Annotated in this window: 20 protein-coding genes; 5 read left to right on the top strand and 15 right to left on the bottom strand. The window is 65.7% G+C overall.

What is annotated here, in order from left to right:
• Window positions 1-46: 46 nt before the first annotated feature.
• From sucB to purB, 5 genes are all read right to left on the bottom strand, one after another.
• A complete protein-coding gene (gene sucB, locus ICJ04_RS07465) occupies window positions 47-1258 on the bottom strand; it encodes a dihydrolipoyllysine-residue succinyltransferase (RefSeq protein WP_188326878.1) in 1212 nt (403 codons plus the stop codon).
• A gap of 40 nt (window positions 1259-1298) precedes the next feature.
• Complete coding sequence (locus ICJ04_RS07470) at window positions 1299-4130, bottom strand: 2-oxoglutarate dehydrogenase E1 component (RefSeq protein WP_188326879.1); 2832 nt, start codon at window positions 4128-4130, stop codon at window positions 1299-1301.
• A gap of 187 nt (window positions 4131-4317) precedes the next feature.
• Window positions 4318-5220, bottom strand: a complete 903-nt coding sequence (locus tag ICJ04_RS07475; RefSeq protein ID WP_188326880.1) for a GNAT family N-acetyltransferase — start codon at window positions 5218-5220, stop codon at window positions 4318-4320.
• 2 nt (window positions 5221-5222) lie between these two features.
• Window positions 5223-6653, bottom strand: a complete 1431-nt coding sequence (locus ICJ04_RS07480) for a cupin domain-containing protein (RefSeq protein ID WP_188326881.1) — start codon at window positions 6651-6653, stop codon at window positions 5223-5225.
• 677 nt (window positions 6654-7330) lie between these two features.
• Window positions 7331-8698: an adenylosuccinate lyase gene (gene purB, locus ICJ04_RS07485; RefSeq protein WP_188326882.1), complete on the bottom strand. Its 1368-nt coding sequence runs from the start codon at window positions 8696-8698 to the stop codon at window positions 7331-7333.
• A 211-nt stretch (window positions 8699-8909) separates the two neighbouring features.
• On the opposite strand from purB, the gene ICJ04_RS07490 reads away from it, so the two are divergent.
• Entirely contained in the window at window positions 8910-10334 is a 1425-nt protein-coding gene (locus tag ICJ04_RS07490; RefSeq protein ID WP_188326883.1) for a class II fumarate hydratase, read from the top strand.
• Window positions 10335-10415: 81 nt separating this feature from the next.
• Here the strand turns inward: ICJ04_RS07490 and ICJ04_RS07495 are convergent, their stop codons facing one another.
• The 6 genes from ICJ04_RS07495 to ICJ04_RS07520 all read right to left on the bottom strand — a co-directional run bounded on the left by ICJ04_RS07495 (window position 10416) and on the right by ICJ04_RS07520 (window position 14695).
• Window positions 10416-10841 carry a hypothetical protein gene (locus tag ICJ04_RS07495; RefSeq protein ID WP_188326884.1) on the bottom strand — a complete coding sequence of 142 codons (426 nt, stop codon included), beginning with the start codon at window positions 10839-10841 and terminating at the stop codon, window positions 10416-10418.
• A 91-nt stretch (window positions 10842-10932) separates the two neighbouring features.
• Window positions 10933-11508 carry a hypothetical protein gene (locus ICJ04_RS07500; protein WP_188326885.1) on the bottom strand — a complete coding sequence of 192 codons (576 nt, stop codon included), beginning with the start codon at window positions 11506-11508 and terminating at the stop codon, window positions 10933-10935.
• A 29-nt stretch (window positions 11509-11537) separates the two neighbouring features.
• Entirely contained in the window at window positions 11538-12422 is an 885-nt protein-coding gene (locus ICJ04_RS07505; protein ID WP_188326886.1) for a DUF2807 domain-containing protein, read from the bottom strand.
• A gap of 19 nt (window positions 12423-12441) precedes the next feature.
• Window positions 12442-13458, bottom strand: coding sequence for an ABC-2 transporter permease (locus tag ICJ04_RS07510; RefSeq protein WP_188326887.1), 1017 nt, complete (start codon window positions 13456-13458; stop codon window positions 12442-12444).
• Window positions 13455-14336 carry an ABC transporter ATP-binding protein gene (locus ICJ04_RS07515; RefSeq protein WP_188326888.1) on the bottom strand — a complete coding sequence of 294 codons (882 nt, stop codon included), beginning with the start codon at window positions 14334-14336 and terminating at the stop codon, window positions 13455-13457. The genes ICJ04_RS07510 and ICJ04_RS07515 overlap by 4 nt, the downstream gene beginning before the upstream one ends.
• A complete protein-coding gene (locus tag ICJ04_RS07520; protein WP_188326889.1) occupies window positions 14333-14695 on the bottom strand; it encodes a GntR family transcriptional regulator in 363 nt (120 codons plus the stop codon). The genes ICJ04_RS07515 and ICJ04_RS07520 overlap by 4 nt, the downstream gene beginning before the upstream one ends.
• 613 nt (window positions 14696-15308) lie before the next feature.
• On the opposite strand from ICJ04_RS07520, the gene ICJ04_RS07525 reads away from it, so the two are divergent.
• The 4 genes from ICJ04_RS07525 (at window position 15309) to ICJ04_RS07540 (ending at window position 18016) form a co-directional block, all read left to right on the top strand.
• Window positions 15309-15908 (top strand): glutathione peroxidase, encoded by a 600-nt coding sequence (locus tag ICJ04_RS07525; RefSeq protein WP_188326890.1) that lies wholly within the window; start codon window positions 15309-15311, stop codon window positions 15906-15908.
• Between the two features lie 95 nt (window positions 15909-16003).
• A complete protein-coding gene (locus ICJ04_RS07530) occupies window positions 16004-16984 on the top strand; it encodes an FKBP-type peptidyl-prolyl cis-trans isomerase (RefSeq protein ID WP_188326891.1) in 981 nt (326 codons plus the stop codon).
• Window positions 16985-17067: 83 nt separating this feature from the next.
• Complete coding sequence (locus tag ICJ04_RS07535) at window positions 17068-17310, top strand: SlyX family protein (RefSeq protein WP_188326892.1); 243 nt, start codon at window positions 17068-17070, stop codon at window positions 17308-17310.
• Window positions 17311-17320: 10 nt separating this feature from the next.
• Window positions 17321-18016 (top strand): DUF2058 family protein, encoded by a 696-nt coding sequence (locus ICJ04_RS07540; RefSeq protein ID WP_188326893.1) that lies wholly within the window; start codon window positions 17321-17323, stop codon window positions 18014-18016.
• A gap of 114 nt (window positions 18017-18130) precedes the next feature.
• Here ICJ04_RS07540 and ICJ04_RS07545 read toward each other — a convergent pair whose 3' ends face one another.
• The 4 genes from ICJ04_RS07545 to ICJ04_RS07560 all read right to left on the bottom strand — a co-directional run bounded on the left by ICJ04_RS07545 (window position 18131) and on the right by ICJ04_RS07560 (window position 24447).
• The gene (locus ICJ04_RS07545) at window positions 18131-19465 is read right to left on the bottom strand and encodes an amidohydrolase family protein (RefSeq protein WP_188326894.1); all 1335 of its coding nucleotides are present in this window, start codon (window positions 19463-19465) and stop codon (window positions 18131-18133) included.
• Between the two features lie 254 nt (window positions 19466-19719).
• Complete coding sequence (gene metH, locus ICJ04_RS07550) at window positions 19720-22407, bottom strand: methionine synthase (protein WP_188326895.1); 2688 nt, start codon at window positions 22405-22407, stop codon at window positions 19720-19722.
• Window positions 22404-23510 carry a homocysteine S-methyltransferase family protein gene (locus ICJ04_RS07555; RefSeq protein ID WP_188326896.1) on the bottom strand — a complete coding sequence of 369 codons (1107 nt, stop codon included), beginning with the start codon at window positions 23508-23510 and terminating at the stop codon, window positions 22404-22406. The genes metH and ICJ04_RS07555 overlap by 4 nt, the downstream gene beginning before the upstream one ends.
• A gap of 7 nt (window positions 23511-23517) precedes the next feature.
• Window positions 23518-24447: a metalloregulator ArsR/SmtB family transcription factor gene (locus tag ICJ04_RS07560; RefSeq protein ID WP_188326897.1), complete on the bottom strand. Its 930-nt coding sequence runs from the start codon at window positions 24445-24447 to the stop codon at window positions 23518-23520.
• Window positions 24448-24489 lie beyond the last annotated feature (42 nt).

Genomic DNA, 24489 nt, shown 5'->3' on the forward strand with positions numbered 1-24489 from the left:
CCTGAATCGACAGACCCCTCCCGCGGGCGGGAGGGGTCGGCGGGTCTTACAGGCCGAACAGCATGCGGCCCGGGTTTTCCAGCTGGTTCTTGATGTCCACCAGGAACTGCACCGAATCCTTGCCGTCGATGATGCGGTGGTCGTAGGACAGGGCCAGGTACATCATCGGCGCGATCACGACCTGGCCGTTCTCGGCGATCGGACGTTCCTTGATCGCGTGCATGCCCAGGATGGCGCTCTGCGGCGGGTTGATGATCGGGGTGGACAGCAGTGAACCGAAGGTGCCGCCGTTGGTCACGGTGAAGGTGCCGCCCTGCAGGTCGTCCAGGCTCAGCTTGCCGTCACGCGCCTTCTTGGCGTACTCGGCGATGCCCTTTTCGATATCGGCGAACGACTGGCGTTCGACGTTGCGCAGCACCGGAGTGACCAGGCCCTTTTCGGTGGACACCGCGATGGAGATGTCCGAGAAGCCGTGATAGATGATGTCGCTGCCGTCGATGGACGCATTGACCAGCGGGAAGCGCTGCAGCGCGTTGGCGGCGGCCTTGACGAAGAAGCTCATGAAGCCGAGCTTGATGCCGTGCGCCTTCTGGAACTCTTCCTGCAGTTCCTTGCGCGCGGCCGATACCTTGGCGAGGTTGACCTCGTTGAAGGTGGTCAGCATCGCGGTGCCGTTCTTGGATTCCATCAGGCGGTCGGCGATGCGCTTGCGCATGCGGGTCATCGGCACGCGTTCTTCCGGACGCGCACCACCGGCCTTGCCAGCGCCGCCGTTGCGGGCGTAGTTGACGATGTCTTCCTTGGTCACCGCGCCACGACGACCGGTACCGTCCACGTCAGCCGGGTTCACACCTTCGGTGATCGCCGAGAAACGGGCGCCCGGGGGCAGCGAATCGGCGGCGGACTTCGCAGCCGGTGCCGGAGCGGCAGCGGCCTTCGGTGCGTCGGTGGCCTGTGCCGGTGCAGCTTCGGCCTTCTTTTCTTCAGCGGCCGGGGCCGGGGCTGCGGCTTCAGCCACTGCACCTTCCTCGATGATCGCCAGCACCTGGGAGCTGGTGACGGTGTCACCTTCCTGGAACTTGATTTCCTTCAGCACGCCGTCGACGGTCGACGGGACTTCCAGAACGACCTTGTCGGTCTCCAGGTCAACCAGATTCTCGTCACGCTTGACGGCGTCGCCGACCTTCTTGTGCCAGGTGGCGATGGTGCCGTCGGAGACGGATTCGGGCAGTACCGGGACTTTGACTTCGGTGGCCATGCGGGGGCTTCCTGGGTTCTTTTTTCGTGGAATGGGGGGGTTATTCGGCGACCGAGTCGTCGAACGGGTTGACCAGCGCATCGGCGACCAGCTTCTGCTGCTCGATGACGTGGTCAGCCATGTGGCCGGCTGCCGGCGATGCCGACCGTGCACGACCTGCGTAATGGAGGCTCTGGCCTTCGCCGACGCAGAACTGCAGGTGGTGGCGGATCTGGTACCACGCACCCTGGTTCTGCGGCTCTTCCTGCGTCCACACCACGTCGGTGGCATTGCCGTACTTCTTCAGTTCGGCAGCCAGCAGCGCGCGCGGGAACGGGTACAGCTGCTCCACGCGGATGATCGCCACGTCGTCCTGGCCCCGCTTGGTCTGGTCTTCCAGCAGGTCGTAGTAGACCTTGCCCGAGCACAGCACCACGCGCTTGACCTTCTTCGGATCTGCCTTGGCATCACCGATGAGGTGCTGGAACTCGCCATTGGCCAGTTCTTCCAGCGTCGACACGGCCAGCTTGTGGCGCAGCAGCGACTTGGGCGACATCACGATCAGCGGCTTGCGCGTGGTCAGGTGCTGCTGGCGACGCAGCATGTGGAAGGCCTGCGCCGGCGTGGACGGGACCACCACCAGCATGTTTTCCAGCGCACACAACTGCAGGAAGCGCTCAAGGCGCGCCGAGCTGTGTTCCGGACCCTGGCCTTCATACCCATGCGGCAGCAGCAGGGTTAGACCGGTCAGGCGGCCCCACTTGGCTTCACCGGCGGCGATGAACTGGTCGATCACCACCTGGGCGCCGTTGGCGAAATCGCCGAACTGGCCTTCCCAGATGCACAGGGTGCCCGGGTCGGTGGTGGAGAACCCGTACTCGAATGCCATCACGGCTTCTTCGCTGAGCAGCGAATCGATGATGGTGGCTTTTTCCGGCGCGTCCACCAGCTGCCGCAGCGGCAGGTAGTAGTTGTCGGTGTTCTGGTCGTGCAGGATCGCGTGGCGGTGCGTGAACGTACCGCGGCCGACGTCCTGACCGACCAGACGCAGGCGATGGCCTTCGTCGAGCAGGGTGGCGTAGGCCAGGTTTTCCGCAAAGCCCCAGTCGCCCGGGATCTCGCCGGCGGCCATCTTGCGACGGTCGTCATACACCTTGGCCACGCGCGAATGGACCTGCACGCTTTCCGGGATGGTGGTGATCCGCTTGGCCAGATCGGTCAGCTTCTCCATGCCTACCGCAGTGCTGATGCTGTCCGACAGCTTGCCGTCCAGCAGCTTCGGCCAGTCCACGAACAGCGGGCTGGTCGGCGGGGTCTTCTCCACCTTGGCCAGCTCGGTGGTGTACTCGCCGCTGTCCAGCTTGACGCGGTAGCCATCCACCAGTGCCTTGCCGCCACCGGATTCGATCACGCCGGCCTGCTCAAGCTGCTCGGCGTACATCTCACGGGTGGTCTTGTGCTTGCGGATCACCTGGTACATCAACGGCTGGGTGATGGCCGGTTCGTCGGCTTCGTTATGGCCCCAGCGGCGGTAGCACATCAGGTCGATGACCACGTCCTTGGCAAACTTCTGCCGGAACTCGAAGGCCAGCTTGGCAGCGAACACCACGGCCTCGGGATCATCACCGTTCACGTGGAAGACCGGTGCGGCAATCATCTTGGCCACATCGGTGCAGTACAGCGTGGAGCGCGAGTCTTCCGGGTTCGACGTGGTGAAGCCGACCTGGTTGTTGACCACGATGTGCACGGTGCCGCCGACGGCGAAACCGCGCGCCTGCGACATCTGGAACAGCTCCATCACCACGCCCTGACCGGCAAACGCCGCATCACCGTGGATCAGGATCGGCATCACCTGCTTGCGCTCGGTGTCGCTGCGGCGTTCCTGGCGCGACCGCACCGAACCGGCCACCACCGGATCGGCGATTTCCAGGTGCGACGGGTTGAACGCCAGCGCCAGATGAACCGGGCCGCCGTCAGTGCTGACATCGGCGGAGAAGCCCATGTGGTACTTCACGTCACCGGCGGAGGCATGGTTGTCGTGCTCGAACTTGCCTTCGAATTCGTCGAACAGCTTGCGCGGGTTCTTGCCCAGCGTGTTGACCAGCACATTCAAGCGGCCACGGTGGGCCATGCCGATCACTACGTCCTTGACGCCGTCCTTGCCGGCATCACGGATGATGGTGTCCATCATCGGGATCAGCGCGTCGCCGCCTTCCAGCGAGAAGCGCTTCTGGCCCACGTACTTGGTGTGCAGGTAGCGTTCCAGGCCTTCCGCAGCGGTCAGGCGCTCCAGCGTGCGGCGCTTGGTCTCTGCATCCAGCGCGTAGTCGCCACCGGCGAGCTCGAGCTTTTTGTAGATCCACTGGCGCTGCTCGACCTCGGAGATGTGCATGAACTCCGCACCGATCGAACCGGTGTAGGTCGCCTTCAGGCGCGCCAGCAGGTCACGCAGTTTCATGCGCGGCTGGCCACCCACGCCGCCGGTGCTGAACTCTGCGTTCAGGTCACCATCGGACAGGCTGTGGAAGGGCAGGCCAAGGTCCGGCGGGTTGGTCGGTTCGGCCAGGCCAAGCGGATCCAGGCGCGCACCGAGGTGGCCGCGCGAACGGTAGGCGGTGATCAGGCGGCCGACATTGCGCTCGCGCTCGTCACCGGCACCTTCGCCCGTACCGCTCTTCAGCGCACCCTTGGCGGCGTCTGCGATGTGCGCGATGACGGCCGAGTGCGGGATGTCACCGGCTTCGCGACCCTGGAAGCCATCGAAGTAGGCCTTCCATTTGGGATCGACACTGTCCGGCGAGACGAGGTACTGCTCGTACAGATCCTCGACATAGGAGGCGTTGCCGCCGGCGAGTTGCGATGATTGCGCAAACTGCTTCAGTAGATTGTCCACGATGGAGAGTGATTATTCGCTTGTGGGGTAGGGCTCTGGAAGTACCCGGCCGACTGGATGAATAGCCATGCACGGGCGCGTTCAAACACTTGAATTGTACCCCTATCCGCCGAATGAAGGGGCGCTGCGGGGTGCTTTGGGTGGCCTGCCGTGCCGCTGGCAGACAGGTTGCAGTGGGGTGCCAGGCTCAGATCCCGAGAGCCCGCAGCTCGTTGCATTCGCGCGAACGGTCCCAGACCCGCTGCAATTGTTGCTCGAACGGCTGCGAACGTGATGGCAGGGCAATGCCCGCTTCGCCGTCCAGTCGATGGCCCATCAGACGAAAGTAGTAGTCGCCGCTGTCATTGCAGGCACAGGCCGATGCCAGTGCGCGATCGACCGGGTCGCTGACCTCGCGGAACTGGAAGACGCTGGGCAGTCGTTGCGCCAGCGCCAGCAGCGGTGCGCCCCCCGCCTGCACCGCGGCCGCATCGTGCACGATCACCCGCACCTGCTTGTCGTGCGTACGGGTGGCAAAGCGTCGCAGCGCCTGCTGCACGGCGGGTGCGTCCAGCAGGCCGGGGTCCAGTTGGCGGCTGTGGATCCACAGGCGGCGGCGCGCGCGATGGATGATGGCCGTGGTCACCGCCAGCGCGGCTTCTCGACCGTCGACCGCCATCGGTGCACCCAGCGCGCGGCGCATCTGCAGGTGGGTGATGCCGGCCTCTTCGAACCGGCCGCCCTCTGGCACGAAGCCCTGCCGCGCATAGAACTCGCAGGCGGGCAGCTGCGCATGCAGGCTGACCTGTGGCAGGCCGGCGTCCATGGCTGCCTGCACCAAGGCCTGCAGCAGCGCTTCGCCCACGCCGCGGCTGCGCCATCCCGGCAGCACCGCCATCCGGCCGATGCGGCCATCGGGCAGCAGACGGCCGGTGCCGCTCGGCGCGCCGTCGGCGTCGCGGGCCAGCACTTGCACGCAGACCGCGTCCAGTTCGTCGCGCTCCAGATCAGCGGGCACGCTCTGCTCGACGACGAACACCTGCTGGCGCACGCGGTGAAGGTCGGCGTGGTGGAGCGCATAGTCAGCGCGCTCGACGTGGAAGGCCGTCATGCTCAGTGGCGGCGCTGGCCGGCGCCGTCCTCCTGCTCATCTTCTTCATCGTCCTCGTCGAAGCTCACCACCACTTCCACGCCGTCTTCGTGCACGTTGACTTCGCGCACATCGTCGGAGAAGTCGTCGACCTCGATGGTCTCGACCGTTTCCACCGCCTCGACCACCTCCGCGCTCGCATCCAGCACGTCGTCCTGCTCGTCGTCCGTATCGCGGGGATCGGTGAGCTGGTAGAAGCCCAGCACCATCAGCTCCTGCAGCGCCTGGCGCCCCTTCGCCGACAGGCCGCGCCAAGCTGCCTCGTCCAGCCGTTCGGCCGCCGCGATGCGCTGCGCGTCCTTGACCGGCACACTCAGGTCCAGACCGCTGCAATACAGGCTGGCACCGCGCTTTGCACGACGCCATGCCAGCCGCGCCCAGGGGTGCCGCTCCAGCAGCAGCCCATGCGCCAGCGCCTGGTCGACCTCGTCCAACGACGGTGCCGGCCCGCTGGGCATGACTTCACCGGCGGCCCGGTAGGTGGTGATGAACCGGCCGAACCAGTCACCCAGCTTGTCCGGGTCATTCATGCGGATGGCATTGAGCGCGGCGACGACCCGGTTCATGGCCGCCACGTCGATTTCGTTGGGATCTTCCGGCAGCTTGAGGTCCGGGTCCTGATAGCGGATGGACTCGTCGGCGTCCACGACCAGCGTATCCAGGTAATCGCTGATCAGCTCGGCCGAGGCCGGCGCGCGCATGCCGAAGGAGAACGTCAGGCACGCATCCTCGGCCACGCCGTTGTGCGGTACGTTCGGCGGCAGGTAGAGCATGTCGCCCGGCGCCAGCACCCAGTCGTGGGTCGGCTTGAATTTCGTGAGCTGCTTGAGCTCGATGTCAGGGCGGAAATCCAGCGCTGGCCGCTTGCCCTTGGTCGATTCGCTGGCGTCGATCTGCCAGCGCCGGTGGCCGTGGCCCTGCAGCAGGAATACGTCGTACTGGTCCACGTGCGCGCCCACCGAGCCGCCGGCGGCAGCGAAGCTGATCATCACGTCGTCCATCCGCCAGCGGGGCAGGAAGTCGAACCGTGCGATCAGCGCCCGCACGTCCGGGTCCCACTTGTCCACGTCCTGCACCAGCAGGGTCCAGTCCTGTTCGGGCAGGGCAGGGAACACCGCTTCCTGGAAGGGGCCGGTACGCACGCGCCAGCCGTCGGTGCCGCGGTCGTGTTCGATCAGGCGGGCCAGCACGCCGTCCTCGCAGGCCAGGCCCGCCAGGTCTTCCGGGGTCACCGGGGTCTGGAAATCAGCGAAGGCGTTGCGGATCAGCAGCGGGCGCTTCTGCCAGTAGTCGCGCAGGAAGGTCGCGGGGGCCATGCCCAGCGGCTTGGCGGCGGTCGCGTGGACTTCGATGGCGAAGGGCTTGGGGCGGGGGGCGGGTGTGCGTGCGGCCATGGGGGAGATCCTTGCAGCGGAAACAGGGGCGGCCTGTCGGGGCCGCTGATGGCCTATTGTCCGCGCTCGGGCGGGGTGGTGTCGAACGGGTGGAACCCCCTCGCGGTGGGGGCTGCGAAAGCGGGTTACGTGCTTGGGGCCGGGCGGTGGGGCTGTGCGGGGGACGGCAAGAGCCGCATCCATGCGTGCCTCGTTTCGTGCCATCCATGGCGCGGGACCGCGTCATCGCATTCGCGCTGCCGCTCCCACGCTTTGCTTCGCAAACCGTGGGCCCCGTCTCACCAGCACCCACACCCCGCCGCTTCGCGGCCGCCCCTGACTCAGGGGCTCCCTCCGCCCGACGGGTCAACGAGGCCTGTGGTAGCGCCGACCCATGGTCGGCGGAAACCATCAGATCCCATCCCCCAAGAATCCGCCGACCATGGGTCGGCGCTACCGAAATCGGGAGGCACCACGGTCCCAAGGCCGCCATGGACCTGTCGAAGGTGGGGCGGGGGTGGGCTGGCGGGGGCGTTAAGCGCCATGGATGGCGCGCAACGAGGCCCGCAGGATGCGGCTCTTGCCGTCCCCCGCCAGCCCACCCCCGCCCCGCCAACACGCAGCCCTGCAGCCTTTGACGTTGCTGTTGCTGTTGCTGTTGCTTGAAAAGCAGGTGCCGGGCGCAGCCCGGCACACACTCAGATCGCGCGGGCGAGGTCGGCCGCCAGGCCGGCGTAGCCGCCTGGGGTCAGTTCGCGCAGGCGCTGCTTGGCGTCTTCCGGCAGTTCCAGCGATTCCACGAACGCGCGCATCGACTCGGCCGTGATGCCCTGGCCGCGGGTCAGCGCCTTCAGCTGCTCGTACGGATTGGGCAGGCCATGGCGACGCATCACCGTCTGCACGGCCTCGGCCAGCACTTCCCACGCACCGTCCAGGTCCGCATCAAGACGCTGCGGGTTCACTTCCAGCTTGCCGATGCCCTTGGCCAACGAATCCAGCGCCACCTGGGTGTGGCCGAACGCCGTGCCCAGTGCCCGCAGCACGGTGGAGTCGGTCAGGTCACGCTGCCAGCGGCTGATCGGCAGCTTGGCGCTGAAATGCTCGAACAACGCGTTGGCGATGCCGAAGTTGCCCTCGGCGTTCTCGAAGTCGATCGGGTTGACCTTGTGCGGCATGGTGGACGAGCCGACCTCGCCTTCCTTCAGGCGCTGCTTGAAGTAGCCCAGCGAGATGTAGCCCCACACGTCGCGGGAGAGGTCGATCAGGATGGTGTTGGCGCGACGTGCGGCATCACCGATCTCGGCCACGTTGTCATGCGGCTCGATCTGCGTGGTGTACGGGTTGAACACCAGGCCCAGGCCTTCGACGAAACGCTGGGCGAACAGCGGCCAGTCCACGTCCGGGTAGCTGACCACGTGCGCGTTGTAGTTGCCCACTGCGCCGTTGATCTTGCCGGTCAGCTCGACCGCGGCGATCTGACGACGCTGGCGTTCCAGGCGGGCAACCACGTTGGCCAGCTCTTTGCCCAGGGTGGTCGGCGAGGCGGTCTGGCCGTGGGTGCGCGACAGCATCGGCTGCGCGGCCTGTGCATGGGCGAGGCTGCGCAGCGATGCCGCGATGCCATCGAGGGTCGGCAGCAGCACCTCGCGGCGGGCCTGCTCCAGCATCAGGCCGTAGCTGAGGTTGTTGATGTCTTCGCTGGTGCAGGCGAAGTGCACGAACTCCAGCGCCGGGGCCAGCTCGGCATCGTCCTTCAGCTGTTCCTTGATGAAGTATTCCACCGCCTTGACGTCATGGTTGGTGGTGCGCTCGATGTCCTTCACGCGTGCGGCCTGCGCGGGGCTGAAGCCATCGGCCAGCGCGCGCAGGCGGGTGGTGGCGGCTGCCGAGAACGGTGCCAGCTCCACGATGGCCGGCTCGGCAGCGAGCGCCAGCAGCCACTCCACTTCTACCTTGATGCGCGCCTTGATCAGGCCGTACTCGGAAAAGATCGGGCGCAGGGCATCGACCTTGCCGGCATAACGGCCATCGAGCGGGGACAGGGCGAGCAGGGCAGATTCGGACATGTCGGCAGGCAGCTGGGAAACGGCGGGGGGCATAGTCTAATCCAGCTGGGCATACGGCATGCCCCGCAGGCCGCCGCCGGTTGCCGCCGCCCGTGCGTTGACGGCCCGTCGCCATCCCCACGCGGTATCCTGAAAGCAGACGCCAGCCAGGGACTCTGCCCGATGCCAGCCGCAGTGTCCCTTTCCCCCTGAAAGATTGCGGAGTTGATCGATGAGCAAGCGTTCCAGCACCATTTCCAGCACCGGTTTCCGGACCGAACATGACAGCATGGGCGAGCTGCAGGTGCCCGCGGACGCCCTGTGGGGCGCGCAGACCCAGCGTGCCGTGGACAACTTCCCGGTGTCCGGCCAGCGCATGCCGCGGGGCTTCATCCGCGCACTTGGCCTGGTCAAGGGCGCGGCCGCCGAGGTCAATGCCGATCTGGGCCACCTGCCGAAGAACATCGCCAAGGCCGTGCAGTTGGCGGCGGCCGAAGTGGCGGGTGGCGAGTGGGACGCGCACTTCCCGATCGATGTCTACCAGACCGGCTCGGGTACCTCCTCGAACATGAATGCCAACGAGGTCATCGCCACGCTGGCCAACCGCGCCGGCAAGGCGGGCCGCATCACGGTGCACCCCAATGACCATGTCAACCAGGGCCAGAGCTCTAACGATGTGATTCCCACTGCGCTGCGGGTGTCTGCCGCGCTGGCGGCACAGGAAGACCTGCTGCCCGCGCTGGCCCACCTGCGCAAGGTCATCGACCGCAAGGGCCGCAGCCTGCGCAAGGTGGTCAAGACGGGCCGTACCCATCTCATGGATGCGATGCCGCTGACCTTCGAGCAGGAATTCTCGGCGTGGTCGGCGCAGTTGTCTTCGGCACAGGACCGGTTCGACGACAGCCTGAAGCGTCTGCGCCGCCTGCCGTTGGGAGGCACCGCCATCGGTACCGGCATCAACGCCGACCCGCGTTTCGGCGAGCGCGTGGCCAAGGTCCTGAAAAGCAGTACCGGGGTGAAGTTCGAGAGCGCCGCCAACAAGTTCGAAGGGCTCGCCGCGCAGGATGATGCGGTGGAAATCTCCGGCCAGCTCAACGCCCTCGCGGTGGCGCTGATCAAGATCGCCAACGACCTGCGCTGGATGAATGCCGGTCCGTTGGCCGGTCTGGGCGAGATCGAGCTGCCCGCGCTGCAGCCTGGCAGCTCGATCATGCCGGGCAAGGTCAACCCGGTGATTCCGGAAGCGACGGTAATGGCCTGCGCGCAGGTGATCGGCCACCACACGGCGATCACCGTGGCCGGGCAGACGGGCAACTTCCAGTTGAACGTGACCCTGCCGCTGATCGCGGTGAACCTGCTGGACAGCATCAATCTGCTGGCGAATGTGTCACGGCTGCTTGCCGACAGCGCCATCGACGGACTGACCGTGCGCGAGGACCGCGTGCGTGAGGCGCTGGACCGCAATCCGATCCTGGTCACCGCGCTGAATCCGATCATCGGCTATGAAAAAGCGGCGGCGATCGCCAAGCGCGCGTACAAGGAGCAGCGTCCGGTGCTGGACGTCGCCTTGGAAGACAGCGGCCTGGAGGAAGCCGAGCTGCGTCGGCTGCTGGATCCGAAGGCCTTGACCGCTGGCGGAATCCCCGCCGGCGGTTGATTAACCGGCGCCGGACGGTCTGCGTCGCCGAGCGTGCCTCGGCGCTCCAGACTGTCCGGATCCTGCGTGATCGGCGGGCCCTCAGCGGCGGTCGGCCTGCAGGTTGCCGAACGTCTCGGTGTAATCCTTGAACTCCGGGATCACCTGCACCAGGTCGGCCGGGATCGGATTGCCCCCTTCGGGTGGCACGATCTTCACCGGCTTCCTGTCCGGGTCGGCCGGCGCATCGACCAGCGTGTTCTGCCGCAGTACCTGCAGGTGGCCGAACATCTGCTGCAGCATCTGCTGCTGGTTGGGCTGCAACGGTATCTCGATCTCGTCCACTTTCATGTGGCCGTTGGCCAGGATGATGATGTTGGGCGCTGGCGCGCGGCGCACGGTGACCATCGTGTCGCTGACGGTGATCTTGGGCTTGCTGCGCTCCACGCGGTGGTTGCGGTACTCCTGGTCACAGCCAGCGAGCATCAGGCAGGACAGGGCGGCCAGCAGCAGGAACAGCTTCTTCATGGCGGTCCAGAGAGGGGGAGGGGAGCCCCCTAGTGTAATACCGGCAACGCGCTCCGGCCGCCCCCGCAGGGGCGGTGGCGGCCGGGTGCGCTCATTTGCCGCAGTCGACGATGTCGTTGTGGTCCATCTTCGCGTAAGGCGCGAACTCGGGCAGCGTCGCCGCGAGGGCCTGCTGGGACGCCATCATCGCCGGCAGCTGGTCGCAGATGCCTTTTGCCTGTTCTTTCATCTTGTCGGCCTCGGCGTTGATGCGCTCTTCGATGCCGTCGGTCTTTCCGCTGAAGACCCCTTTCAACGCCTCACCGGCTGCCTTGACGCCCAGGTTCGCCCCGGACACGCCGATCTGCATGCCGGCTTCGGCAATGCGTTCGATCTGGTGCCGGTACTCCAGCAGTTGGGCGCGTTGTTCGGCGGTGGTCACCACGTCCTTGCCCTGGATCAGCAAGCCCCCCTGCGGGGTGATCTCCGCCGTCGGCAGCCCGTCGACGGTCAGCTTGAAGTTGGTGGTCGCCATTTCTTTGCGCGCCGTGTCGGTGGCTTCCTGCACCGTGCGGCCGATGGTGCTGGTGGAGTCGGTGACCGATTTGGCTGCATCGTTCCCTGCCCGGTCGCAGGCGGTGAGGGACAGGGCGAGCAGGGCAGGCAGGAGCAGGGGACGCAGGTTCATGATGGGATTCCGTGTCAAAGGATCAGGGGTTACTTGCCACGCGGCAGGCTGACAGTGCCGCGCACGCCGTCATGGCGGATGCTGCCGCTGCCACTGCGTTCGACGGTCAGGTTGCCGCCGACACCGTTGACGCGTACATCCCCCGAGCCGTGTGCGCCGACCTTCAGGTTGCCGGTGATGTCGCGCAGCTCGACGTCACCAGAGCCGACCACGCCGATGTCCGCATTGCCGCTTACCACGCGCACGTCCGCGTCGCCCGATCCGATGGTGTCGATGCGCACGTTGCCGCCGATTTCGCGCAGGTCCGCATCGCCGGAACCGATGGTGCCCACGTGCAGGTCGCGACGAACATGCGACACCTTGGCGTCGCCGGAGCCGACCGACAGCAGGTTCACGCTCTCGGCGCCGTCGATCATGAGATCGCCCGAGCCCACCGTCGCGTGCACGGCGCCCTGCGTGCGCAGGACATCGGCATCGCCGGAGCCCACGTCCACGCTCAGCGACCTGGCGCCATCGACGTGTGCATCACCGGAACCCACCTTCAGCTGCACCATCACATCGGCCGGCACGCTGCCGCGGATATCCAGCCAGGCATAGCTGTCCGATCCCATCGACCACGACTGCTTGCCCTCGCGGCGCAGGCTCACCACCAGCTTGTCGCCACTGCGCTGCTGGGTCAGCGTCAACTCGCGCAGCCAGTCGGCATTGGAGGCGCAGGCCCGGCCGGACAACTGGGCGGGACCCTTGCCGGCCAGCAGATGCAGGTCGTGCTGGTTGACCTCGAAGACGACCGTCTTCGCACCGTCCAGCTGCAGGGTGAGGTCCCGGGTCTCGGTGAACTTGCAGGGCGCGTCGTTGGCCAGGGCGGACAGCGGCAGCAGCATCAGCGTGGTGAAAGCGAGCAGGGTACGCATGGCGGGTGGCTCCTTGGAGTTAGATTTCGCCAGCGCGACGGCGCAGGCGGATGGCGATGAAGATGAAGACGATGCCGACGGCGGCGCCGATCCAGATCTCCGGCAGGGCCAGTGCACCCAGCTGATGCGACGGCGACAGCAGCTCGACGATCGAATCACGCGACATCGCAGCCTCGGGCCGGTAGGCCAGTTCCACGCCCGGGATGGTGCCCAGCAGCAGGCGGCCGACGATGTGCTGCCAGAACCAGCCGCTGGTCATGTCAAACAGGCCCATCACCTTGGTCGTGCTGACCACGATGCCGGCGAACAGCGGCAGCATCACTGCCCACAGGAAGGGCTTGCTCTTGGCCCACGACGAGCACAGCAGCAGCCAGCCCACGGTCGGCAGCGACCACAGCATGAACACCGGGATCCAGCTGAGGTGGCCGGCGGCGAGCAGCAGCGGGCTGGAGGGCCCCCAGATCAGCGCCATCGGATCACCGCCATGGGTCAGGGCGACGATCGAGATCACCACCAGGAAGCACAGCATGGTCACGATCGACGCCACTACGGCGATGATCGGCGCCACCAGCACGGCACTGATCAGCTTGGACAGCACGGTCTGGGTGTCGGACAGTGGCAGCGACTTCCAGAACAGGATGCTGCGGTCGCGGCGGTCGTCATACAGCGCGCCCAGGCAGTAGAAGAACACCACGAAGCCAAGCACCACGAAGGGCCATGCCGAGCTCAGGGCCAGGGTGGCGTCCAGGCCGTTGCCCAGTTCGACCAGGTCCTTCGGATTGAGCTGGCGGGTCAGCAGGTCCAGGTCCAGGCCATTGACCTGGATGTCACTGTTGTTGATGTGCAGGTCGCCCTGCGAGGCGGCGCGGCGCAGGACGAACAGGCCGATGACGATGCCGACCGTGCTCATTACCAGCGAGGCGATGCCCGCGATGAAAGGGGCATACAGGAAACCGCCGCGGTTTTCCCAGTATTCGCGCTTGAGCAGCCAGCGCAGCGTGGAGACCTTGCTGATGGGATGGTTCACGGCGTTCATGCGTAGGTTCCCTTCATGATGGCAACGAACAGATCGGCCAGGCCGGGGCTGCGGATTTCGCCCAGGGTGGACAGCTGCGTGCGCGGTACGTTGTCGAACAACAGCACGGATTTGCCGAACGGCAGGGCGCGCTCGTCGATGGGCTTCAGCGCGCGGGCGTTGTCGACCTGGTCGGCGTTCACCAGCACCTCGGTGTAGCGCTCGCCCACTTCATCCATCTCGGCACTGAGCACGACCTTGCCATCACGAATGAACATCACGTCGGTAAGGATGTGCTCGATCTCTTCCACCTGGTGGGTGGTGACGATGATCGTCTTCTGTTCGTCGAAATAGTCTTCCAGCAAGCGCTGGTAGAACTCCTTGCGGTACAGGATGTCCAGGCCAAGTGTGGGCTCGTCGAGCACCAGCACGCGTGCGTCGATGGCCATCACCAGGGCCAGGTGCAGCTGCACGATCATGCCCTTGGACAGTTCGCGTACCCGCTGCTTCGGCTGCAGCTTGGTGGTGGACAGAAAGCGTTCGCAGCGGGCACGGTCGAAGCGCGGGTGCACGCCGGCGACAAAGTCGATCGCCTCCCGCACCTTCAGCCAGCGCGGCAGCACGGCAACGTCGGCGATGAAGCAGATGTCATTCATCAGCTCATCGCGGTGGGTGCGCGGATCCTTGCCCAGTACGCTCAGCTCGCCCTCCACCGCGGTCAGGCCGAGCAGGGCCTTCAGCGCGGTGGTCTTGCCTGCACCGTTGGGTCCGATCAGGCCGACGATGCGGCCGGACGGAATGCTGAAACTGGTGTTGTCCAGGGCCAGCGTGCGCTTGTAGGCCTTGCGCAGGCCCCGCGCGGTAATGACATCCACATCCTGGGTTGCTACGGCATTCATTGGATTTTCCCCTGGGTCAGCAGATCGTTGACGTTCAGGCCCAGGCGCTGGATGCGCTCGAGCACGGCCGGCCATTCTTCGTTGAGGAAACGGTCGCGTTCGCTGCTGCGCAGCTGCGTGGCCGCTTCTTCGGTCATGAACATGCCCAGACCGCGGCGCTTCTCGACCAGGCCCTCATCGGCGAGCTCCTGGTAGGCACGGGACACGGTGATGGGATTCAACTGGTAATCGGCGGCCACCTGGCGCACCGAGGGCAGGGCGTCGCCCGGCTTGATTATTCCGTCAAGCATCATGGCGATCACGCGCTCCTTCAGCTGACGGTAGATAGGAGCGCCATCGCTCCACTGGATATCGCTCATGGTCAGCTCCGGGAATTCAGCGACTGTGCGAAAGAAAAATACGGCATGGACAAAGAGCTGTTCAGCCGCCGCGGGGGGGAGGGTGCCGGCGGTGCTTTCCCAGCTTCCGGCACGCCCGCATCCTGCAGGCTTTGAAGGGCGGGGGAGGTGTCGACGTTGCCGGCGCCCCCCGGCGCTGCACCAAACCACAATGAGAACAGCAGCAGACCCGCCGCGGTGGCGGCTGTGCGGGTGGTACGACGTCGGTATGACGTATTCATCGGCTGCCCCTGTCTCAGGTGACTGGTGTTGTAGTCAACTATAACACCACCGATTCAGAGTGCAAGCCTTCTGTATGACCAACTGATGGCATAGGACGGCAGCCGCCGCTTTGGCCACGTAACCTGTTGAATATAAACAGGACGCTCTCATCGCGTAGGCTTCACCTCGATGACGGCGCGTTCAGGGCGCCGTGCGTCGCCGGCGTGCTGCTCTGGATTCGACGCCCGTCATCGGTGTTGTCTGGCGTACCGCGCGGTGCTCCGGGCAAGGCGGCGAAAGCCCCGGTGCTATAGTTCGCGGCGAAATCCGGGCCCCGTGTCCGGCCCGAAACTTCCCACCAGGATCATCCGCCATGCTGCGTTCCGTAACCTCCCAGCGCCGCACTCCCCGCGCGCTTTCTTCCGTGCTTGGCGCGTTCCTCGTGGCGGGCAGCCTGGCCCTGCCGTTGGTGGCCTCCGCCGCCGGCCTGCTGGATGTCTCTTACCGCCAGTTGGCGGGCAAGGAGCAGGTCAATCTGGCCCAGCGTTACCACGGTCGCGTGCTGCTGGTGGTCAACACGGCCAGCAAGTGTGGGTTTACCCCGCAGTACGAGGCCCTTGAGGCGCTGCAGAAGAACTACTCCCCGCGCGGCCTGAGCGTGCTGGGCTTCCCGTCCAATGATTTCAAGGGACAGGAGCCGGGCGACGAAAAGGATATCCAGGACTTCTGCACGCTGACCTATGGCGTCAAGTTCCCGATGTTCGAGAAGGTGCATGTGATCGGTGACCAGGCCACGCCGCTGTACAAGGGCCTGACCGCCGCCACCGGCGTCGCGCCGGGCTGGAACTTCCACAAGTACCTGATTGGCCGGGACGGCAAGGTCATTGCCCAGTTCCCGAGCAAGGTCAAGCCGGATGCACCGGAGCTGGTCGCTGCCATCGAGCGCGCACTGGCTGCGCCAGCGGGCCATTGAAACCAGCGCGCGCGCCTCGACATATCCAGCGTGCGTGCGACAATGAACGTTTTAGCGCCGACGTCGGCGTCTTTTCACTTCCAGGAATGCAACACATGAAGATGGGAATGCGTGGCGCCGCGGCGTCGGTTCTGATTCTGGCGATGGGCACCACGGGCGTGGCGCTCTCGCAGCAACCGGCTGCCGCCCCGGCAGCTGCCAAGGAGACCAGCAGTTTGAATTCAAAGCAGAAGCTCGGCTACGCCATCGGCGCCGACGTCGCCCGTTCGCTTGAAGCGATCAAGGCCCACATCGATCTGGCCGCCATGCGCGAAGCCGTGCAGGCCACCTTCGACGGCAAGCAGCCGCTGATCACCCAGGCCGACGCGCAGAAGACCGACGCCGCCCTGCGCGAGTCGATGGCCATCGCCAGCGGCCAGCAGGTACCGGGCCGTGCCCCGGGCAGCGCAGCGCCGAAGGTGGACAGCCGCCAGGTCGGCCTGATGCTGGGCAGCTACATGGTCGGTCCGTCGCTGGCCGAGCTGAAGGATGACATCGAGCTCGATGCGCTGTTTGATTCGGTGAAGACCGCCTTCGCCGGTGGCCAGCCGAAGATCAGCCAGGAAGAGGGCGCAGCCATCCTGCAGTCCTTCATGGCCGGCAAGCAGGCGGAAATGCAGGCCAAGGCCGCGCAGCTGGGCCAGACCAACCGTCAGGAAGGCAACGCGTTCCTGTCCAAGAACAAGACCGTGCCCGGCGTGGTCACCACCGCATCGGGCCTGCAGTACCAGGTCATCCGCCCGGGCAGCGGCGAACGTCCGATGCCGACCAGCAAGGTCAAGGTCAACTACGAAGGCAAGCTGCTGGACGGCACCGTGTTCGACAGCAGCTACCAGCGTGGCCAGCCGGTCGAGTTCGGCCTGGACCAGGTGATCAAGGGCTGGACCGAAGGCGTGTCGCTGATGCCGGTGGGCTCGAAGTACCGCTTCTGGATTCCCGGCGAGCTGGCCTATGGCGAAAACGGCACCCAGGGCGGTCCGATCGGCCCGAACGCCACGCTGACCTTCGACGTTGAACTTCTGTCCGTGCAGCCGTAAGGCACGCAGGCGCCCTGCCAAGCCCGCCGGTGCAGCATCGGCGGGACTGGCCTGATTCGGCATTGGCCGGGGATCCTCACTGCATGTCTGATATTCCGTCAAGCGAACGCGAGCAGGCGCTGGAAGCGCGTCTGGTCGAGCTGGAAATGCGTGTCTCCTTCCAGGAGCAGGCATTGGCCGAGCTGAGCGAGGCGTTGGCTGACGCGCGCATGGAAGGTACCCGCAACGCGGGCCTGATGCGCGTGCTGCTGGAGGACCTGGGCAAGGTCCGCAATGCGCTGCATTCCTCTGATCCGGTGGATGAGCCGCCACCGCCGCACTACTGACGTCCCCCTTATGACCGATTCCCTCCGCGACCAGCTGATGGGCCTGGGCTTCAAGCCTGCGCCGAAGCCTGAACGCAGCAATGAGCGCAAGCCGGACCGCAAACCGGACGCGCGCCGCGATGCGCGACCGGGCAGCGGCAAGCCGGCACATGCCGGTGCCCGTCCCGGCGGCAAGCCGGGCGAAAACCGCTCGCCGGCCTCTCGCCCCGGCAACGCCGGTAACCCTGGCAACCGTGCGAACGCCAACCGTCCGCAGGGTGCGCGCAAACCGCGTTCGCAGGAAGAAATGGATCTGGCCAAGGCCTACGCCATCCGTGCGCAACGCGAGAAGGAAGAGCGCATCGAAGGCGAGCGCCTGAAGCAGGAAGAAGCACGCGTGCGCCGCGAGGCGAAGGCGAAGCTGGAAGAGCTGCTGAAGGACAAGTCGCTCAATGCCGAAGAAGCCGACATCGCACGGCACTTCCCGTATGGCGGCAAGATCAAGCGCATCTACGTCACCGCCGATCAGTTGAAGGCCCTCAACGCCGGTGAACTGGGCGTCGTGCAGGTGGCGGGGCGTTACATCCTGGTCACCGCCGAACTGGTGCTGCAGACCGAGGCGATCTTCGCCCAGGCCGTCGCGCTGAAGGTCGATCCGAACGCGCCTGCCGAAGACGATCCCTATGCGGACCCGCAGTACCAAGTGCCTGACGACCTGGTCTGGTAGTAGCGGTTGCGGTATCGCCGACCCATGGTCGGCGAGCGCAGCGGGCCTTTCGCAGGAATCCAACCGCCGAGCAGCGCTCGGCGTTACTGCGACAATCTTCCCGCACCTCTTGCATCACTCGATGATCGGGCCGCTCACTTCCCGACCGGCCTGCCACACCGCGCGGATCTGCCGCGTATTGTCGATATCCGCCAGCGGATCCGCATCGAGCACCAGCAGATCCGCGCGCTTGCCTGCAGCAATCCTGCCGCGATCGGCAAGCCCCAGCAGATCCGCTGCATCGGCGGTGGCGACCTGCAGCGCACGCGCTGGGGTCAAGCCGGCTTCGGTCAGCAGCTTCAGCTCACGATGCTCGGCAAAGCCGATCACCCGCTGCGGCATTGCGCCAGAATCCGTACCGAAGCCCAGTTTGACCCCGCCGGCATGTAGCCGGCGCAGGTTTTCCAGGCTCATCTCCACCGCCTTGCGTGCGCCGGCGATGTTCGCGCCTGCCAACTGTTCGCTCTGCCACTGCGGCTGCTGCCAACGGGCAAGCACCTCGGCCGGCAGGGCGGCACGCAGGAACGCTGTCTGCAGTTGCTGCGGGTTTTCCGCATACCAGTAATTGGCCTCGTCGATGTTGACGGTGGCGATGTAGCCGGTGCCTTGCTCGCGCATTTTGCGCACCAGCATCGGGTCGATCGCGCGGTCGCGGATGCCATGGGCGATGATGTCGACCTTGGCATCGATCAGGTCACGGGCCTGGTCCAGATCGTGGATATGCGCGGCGACCTTCAGGTCGCGGGCGTGCGCTTCGGCAATGGCGGCGCGATAGATCTCCGGCGGCATCATCGGCACCTTACCGCCGAGGTTGTCCACCCACAGCTTGATCAGGTCCACCCCGTCGGCCTGTTGGGTGGCAACGGCGGCACGGGCTTCCTCGGCATTGCGCGGGCGGGCCACCGCATCACGCTGCAGGCCCATCGCCGCCGCAGGCGGTGCACCGTCCACCGCGCCAATGCCCCCACCTGCGCCGTACAACTGCGCGCCGAGCGTCGGATCGGCATTGACCTCGGTGCGGATGGCGGAAAATTCGTGGCCGTTCATGCCCAGCGCAGTGACGGTGGTGATGCCGAAGCGCTGGAACTGGCGCAGGTCACGCACCACGTTGTCGCGCGTGTAGTAGCGATCGCCGTGCTGCAGGCCTTCGGTATTGCCGACATGCGCATGGTCGCTGACCAGTCCCGGCAGCAGGGTCTTGCCGCTGTAATCAACGCGGCGGGCACCGGTTGCCGCCGCAGGCAGCGGCGCGCCGACATGCACGATGCGCGTTCCATCAATGAGCACCGGCGTCACACCGAGATCGCGCGTGCCATCGAAGACGCGGGCATGCTCCAGCAACACCGGCTCGGCGGCAGCGGGCAGGGCGATCGCGGCAAGCAGCACAGACCACAGGCGATTGAGGCGCATCGGCGATTCCTTTTTCAAGACGTACCCCGAGCCTAACCCGCACACCGTGACGGCACCAACGCCCGCTACCGCGCAACACATCCCCGCTACCGCGCGACACATCCCCGACGCCGCGCAACACATCCATGTACCGCGCGACACATCCAAGGGTAGCGCCGACCCATGGTCGGCGAGCGCAGCGGGCGCTACGCGGAACGCGTCCGCCGAGCACGGCTCGGCGCTACCGACAAGGGTGCCACGTTCAAGACCCGGCCTTACTCCGGATCGTAATCCAGGTTCGAGGCCAACCAGCGTTCAACCTGGATGCGATCCACGCCCTTGCGCTTGGCGTAATCGGTGACCTGCTCACGGCTCACGCGCCCGACAACGAAATACTGGCTGCCAGGATGACTGAAGTAGTACCCGGATACCGCCGCCGTCGGCAGCATCGCGAAACTTTCAGTCAACTGCATGCCTGCATTTCCCGGCGCATCCAGCAACCGGAACAGGGTGTCTTTTTCACTGTGCTCCGGACACGCGGGATAACCCGGTGCGGGCCGTATCCCGCTGTATTTCTCGGCGATCAACGCCTCGTTGTCCAGCGTTTCCGCGCTGGCATGTCCCCAGAATTCCTTGCGCACGCGCTGGTGCAGCCGCTCGGCCAAGGCTTCGGCGAATCGATCTGCCAGCGCCTTCAGCAGGATCGAATTGTAGTCATCGTGCGCCGCTTCAAAGCGCGCCACATGCGCGTCGATACCGATGCCGGCGGTGACCGCAAACGCACCGATCCAGTCCTGCCGACCACTGTCGGCCGGGGCGATGAAATCCGCCAGGCAGAAGTCCGGCCGTTCGGCGGGCTTGTCTACCTGCTGACGCAGGAAATGCAGCGTGGCTTCACCGTCGGGGTGCTGCACGCGGACATCGTCACCGACGCTGTTGGCCGGCCACAGACCGAACACCGCCCGGGCCTGCAGCCACTTCTCATCGACGATCCGCGCCAGCATCTCGCGCGCATCGCGGTACAGTTCGCTCGCCTGGCTGCCCACGATGTCATCGGTCAGGATCGCGGGATACTTGCCGGCCAGCTCCCATGCCTGGAAGAACGGCGTCCAGTCGATATAGTCGACCAGTTCGGCCAGGGGGTAGTCGTCGAACACGTGCAGGCCGGGCTGCTTCGGTGCCGGCGGCGTGTAATCCGTCCAGCCGCCGTCAAAGCGCTGCCCCCGCGCATGGGTCAGGCTCACCAGTCGTTTTGCATCGCCGCGGTTGCGATGGCGCTTGCGGATCTCCGCATAATCCGCTTCGTTGGCGGCCACGAAATCCGCACGCAGATCGCGCGAAATCAGGGACTGCGCCACGCCGACCGCACGCGACGCATCTTTCACCCACACCGTGGGCGCTTTGTAATGCGGATCGATCTTCAGTGCGGTGTGCGCGCGCGACGTCGTCGCGCCGCCGATCATCAAAGGCAGGTCGAAGCCTTGGCGCTCCATCTCACGGGCGACATGGCTCATCTCCTCCAGTGACGGGGTGATCAGGCCGGACAACCCGATGATGTCGGCGTTCTCGGCGCGCGCGGCATCCAGGATTTTCTGCGCGGGCACCATCACCCCCAGATCGATCACCTCGAAGTTGTTGCAGGCCAGGACCACGCCGACGATGTTCTTGCCGATGTCGTGCACGTCGCCCTTGACGGTGGCCATGATGATCTTGCCGTTGCTGCGTGCGGTGTCGCCGCTGCGCGCCTTCTCTGCCTCGATGTAGGGCAGCAGGTAGGCCACGGCTTTCTTCATCACCCGCGCTGATTTCACGACCTGGGGCAGGAACATCTTGCCGGCGCCGAACAGATCGCCGACCACGTTCATGCCGTTCATCAGCGGCCCCTCGATCACATCGAGCGGCCGCGTCGAGGCCTGTCGCGCTTCCTCGGTATCCAGCTCTACGAAGGCATCCAGGCCGTGCACCAGTGCATGTGCAAGACGCTCGGTGACCGGCTTGTCGCGCCACGCAAGATCTTCTACGCGCGCCGCTCCCTTCTTTCCCTTGTAGCGCTCGGCGGTCTCCAGCAGCCGCTCGGTGCCATCGGGACGGCGGTTGAGGACCACATCCTCGACGCGCTCGCGCAGTTCGGGATCCAGATCGTCGTAGATCGGCATGGCACCGGCGTTGACGATGCCCATGTCCATGCCCGCGCCGATGGCGTGGTACAGAAACACCGAATGGATCGCCTGGCGCACGGTTTCGTTGCCGCGGAACGAGAACGACACGTTCGATACGCCGCCGGAGACATGGCAGTGCGGCAAGGTGCGCCTGATGATGCGGGTGGCTTCGATGAAGTCGACGGCGTAGTTGTCGTGTTCTTCGATGCCGGTCGCTACGGCGAAAATATTGGGGTCGAAGATGATGTCCTGCGGCGGGAAGCCGACCTCATCGACGAGGATGCGGTAGGCGCGCGTGCAGATTTCCACCTTGCGTGCACAGGTATCGGCTTGGCCTTCCTCGTCGAAGGCCATCACCACGGCCGCGGCGCCATAGCGCAGCACCTTGCGTGCGTGCTCGATGAACTGCGCCTCGCCTTCCTTCAGCGAAATCGAGTTGACCACGCTCTTGCCCTGCAGGCACTTCAGGCCGGCCTCGATCACGCTCCACTTGGACGAATCGACCATCACCGGGATGCGCGCGATATCCGGTTCGGACATGATCAGGTTCAGATAGCGCGTCATCGCGGCTTCCGAATCGATCAACCCTTCATCCATGTTGACGTCGAGGATCTGCGCGCCGCTGGCCACTTGCTGGCGTGCCACGTCCACGGCTTCCTCGTAGCGCTCTTCCTTGATCAGCTTGCGGAACTGCGCGCTGCCGGTCACGTTGGTGCGCTCGCCGATGTTGACGAACAGCAGGTCCGGGGTAATGACCAGCGGCTCCAGGCCGGACAGGCGGGTGTACGGGCCGTGGGTGCTCATGCCGCCTGCTCCCGCTCGCGCGGCAGGGCGCGCGGTGGCAGCCCGGACACGGCGTCGGCGATGGCGCGGATATGCGCGGGCGTGCTGCCACAGCAGCCGCCTACCAGGTTCAGCAGGCCGTCGGTGGCGAATCCACGCAGCGTCGCCGCCATTTCCTCCGGCGTCTCGTCGTACTCGCCAAAGGCGTTGGGCAGGCCGGCGTTCGGATGAGCGCTGACGAAGCAGTCCGCTACCTGGGACAAGGTCTCCACGTGCGGACGCATCGCGTCCGCGCCGAGCGCACAGTTCAGGCCGATGGAGAGCGGGCGGGCATGCGCCAACGAAGCATGGAACGCCTCTGCCGTCTGCCCGGACAGGGTGCGTCCGGACGCATCGGTGATCGTGCCGGAGATCATCACCGGCAAGCGGCCGCCGCGTGCATCGAAGACTTCTTCCACCGCGAACAAAGCGGCCTTGGCGTTGAGCGTGTCGAAGATGGTCTCGACCATGATGGTGTCCGCGCCGCCATCGATCAGCCCTTCAATGGCCTCGCGGTAGGTGCCGCGCAGTTCGTCGAAGCTGGTGTTGCGGAAGCCGGGATCGTTGACATCCGGGCTGATGGAGGCCGTCCGGCTGGTCGGTCCGAGCACGCCTATGACGAAACGTGGCTTGTCCGGCGTGGTCACCGTCATCGCATCGCAGCAGGCACGGGCAACAGCTGCGCCTGCCTTGTTCAACTCGTAAACCAGATGCTCAAGGTGGTAGTCCGCCTGGCTGACCGACGTTGCATTGAACGTGTTGGTTTCCACCAGGTCCGCGCCCGCCTGCAGATACTCGGTGTGGATGCCGGCGATGATCTCCGGCCGCGTCAGCAGCAGCAGATCGTTGTTGCCCTTCAGATCCTGCTCCTCCACCGGCCCATGATCGCAACCGGCACCGTGCACGTGATGGTCCGCGTGCGTGTCGCTCCCGTCGCTGAAGCGCTCACCGCGGTAGTCCGCTTCCTGCAGGCCGTGGCGCTGGATCATCGTGCCCATTGCACCGTCGATGATCAGGATGCGCTCGCCGAGTGCGGCAAGCAGGGACGTGGCACGTTCGGGATGCAACCAGGGTAGGGCGGGCACGGCAACCTCAGGGTTTGTTGGCAATCAGCGAAATGACTTCGAAATGGGGTGGCCGTTTTTCACGTGTCACCGTTTCCAGGCTGGATACCTGCAGGCCGGCCTTGTCGACGAACTTCTTCAGTTCTTTGTCGCTGAAGCCAAGATTCACGTGGCCATACGCGTCAACCGCCGCCTTGTGTTCATGGCGGGCCAGGCTGCACAGCAGCAGGCGACCGCCGGGACGCAGGACGCGCGCTGCCTCGGTGACGGCCTGCGCCGGTTTGGCTGCATAGGTAAGCGCGTGCATCAGCACGACCAGGTCGAAGCTGCGGTCCTTGAAGGGCAGGGCATGCATATCACCCTCGCGCACTTCCACATTCGGCAGACGGCGCAGGCGCTCGCTCGCAGCGGCGACCACGCGCGCGCTGGTATCGATGCAGACATAGCGGCTGGCATGGGGGGCCACCAACTCGGCCAGCACGCCATCGCCCGAGGCGATGTCGAGCACATCTCCGGTTTCCAGCAGTGGCAGCGCGGTGCGCGCCAGTGCTTCCCAGGTCCGGCCGGGGGAGTAGTGGCGTTCCATGTCGCCGGCGACGCTGTCCGCCCAGTTCTGGTCAGCCGCACGGCTGGCCAGCACCGAGGCCACGCGCTCGGCGTCCTGGCGCAGCAGCGGGTCATCGCTGCCAGTGCTCAAGGCATGCCACAATGCGCGCTGCGCAGGATCCAGCTGCGCGTCATCGAAGCGGTAGTACGCCGAAACGCCTGCACGGCGGTCGCGCACCAGGCCGGCTTCCTTGAGCCGGGCCAGATGGGTCGACACCCGCGGCTGCGCCAGACGGGTGATTGCCGAGAGCTCGGCCACCGTCAGTTCTTCCTGCTCCAGCAGCGCCAGCAGCCGCACCCGGGTGGCGTCGGCAAACACCTTCAGCCGAACCGACCAATCCTCGAGATCCATAAATATCCACCTATCGCGATAGAGAGATATTTTCACCGCCAA

This window comes from Stenotrophomonas sp. 169 (assembly GCF_014621775.1).
In the GTDB taxonomy this organism is placed as follows: domain Bacteria; phylum Pseudomonadota; class Gammaproteobacteria; order Xanthomonadales; family Xanthomonadaceae; genus Stenotrophomonas.